The following is a 1,358-nucleotide window of genomic DNA, read 5'->3' on the forward strand; positions in this document are numbered from 1 at the left end:
TCGGCCGCCTTGGCGACTGCGGTGTTCAGGAGTACGGCGTCAAAGCCGAGCTCCATGACGGTTGCCGCGTGCGACGGCCGTCCGAGCCCCGCATCCACGATCAACGGAACGCCTGGGAAATGTCCGCGCATCGAGCGCAGCGCGTTGATGTTGATCGGTCCGAGAGCGGAACCGATCGGCGCGCACCACGGCATCAAGACCTTGCAGCCCGCCGCAAGCAGCCGCTCGGCAACGACAAGGTCGTCGGTAGTATAGGGGAATACAGCAAAACCGTCCTCGCACAGGATGCGGGCGGCTTCGACCAGACCGAACACATCCGGCTGCAGGGTGTCGTGGTTGCCGATCACTTCGAGCTTGACCCAGCTCGTACCGAAGACTTCGCGCGCCATTTTCGCGGTCGTGACCGCTTCCTTGATGCAGTGGCAGCCAGCAGTGTTGGGCAGGATTCTGACGCCGAGCGAGCTGATCAACGACCAGAATTTTTCGCCAGCCCTGCCGCCTGCCATTTCACGGCGCAACGAGACGGTCACCACTGAGGTGCCCGATGCCCTGACTGCATCGGCAAGGATGGCCGGCGAAGGATATTGAGCCGTGCCGAGAAGCAGGCGGGAGGGAAGCGTCGTCCCGAGAAGATCGAACATGGCCTAGCCTCCCTGCATCGGTGAGAGGATTTCGATCCGGTCGCCGTCGTTCAATTGGAATTCCGCCCGGCTGGCTTTGTGCACGAGGTCGTTGTTGACGGCGGTCGCGAGTCAATCGCCCTCATAGTCAAGCGCGGCAAGCAGCTCGGCCAGCGTGGTGGCGGCAACCTCATGCGCTTCGCCGTTGACCATCAGTTTCATGAGCAAGCTCCTTGGTTCTGTCTTGACTGAAAACCAGCTTGGCAGCCTGGCGCGCCATGGCGGGCGCAAGGAGAAAGCCGTGACGATAAAGCCCATTGATCGCGATGATCTCACCGTTCGTTTCGGCGCGCGGCAAATTATCGGGAAAGGCTGGACGGACGCCGACACCGGTTTCAACGATCTCGGCCTCGCCAAAGGCCGGATGGAGGGCATAGGCGGTGCCCAGCAGCTCCATCATGGAGCGCGCCGTAACCGGTCCGGCGGACTGGCTTTCAATCATCGTCGCACCAATCATGAAACGGTGGTCGGTGCGCGGCACTGCATAGAGTGGAAAGCGCGGATGCAGCAGCCTGACCGGGCGCGACAGCGAGATATCAGGCGTGCGCAGGATCAGCATTTCGCCGCGAACGCCGCGTAGCCGGTCATCGATGGCTGCCATTCCCGTGCAGTCGATCTGATGATCGAAACCAAAAACATGCCAGACCTCGGTGCCGAAGTGAAACTCGACACCCATGG

2 protein-coding genes and 1 pseudogene are annotated in these 1,358 nt (G+C 61.7%); all 3 read right to left on the bottom strand.

Translation table 11 applies throughout. The features are described 5' to 3' along the window. Positions 1-641, bottom strand: a 641-nt coding sequence (locus tag NKI22_RS31340; RefSeq protein WP_352959693.1) for a thiazole synthase, incomplete at its 3' end; no start/stop codon positions are given. Positions 642-644: 3 nt separating this feature from the next. Further along, positions 645-842: pseudogene (gene thiS, locus NKI22_RS31345) on the bottom strand (sulfur carrier protein ThiS). Then, on the bottom strand, positions 811-1,358 hold a 548-nt coding region (locus tag NKI22_RS31350), incomplete at its 5' end, for an FAD-dependent oxidoreductase (RefSeq protein WP_352959695.1). The pseudogene thiS and the gene NKI22_RS31350, both read right to left, overlap by 32 nt.

Origin of the sequence: Mesorhizobium sp. M0778, assembly GCF_040320105.1 — a bacterium.
Lineage (GTDB): Bacteria > Pseudomonadota > Alphaproteobacteria > Rhizobiales > Rhizobiaceae > Mesorhizobium.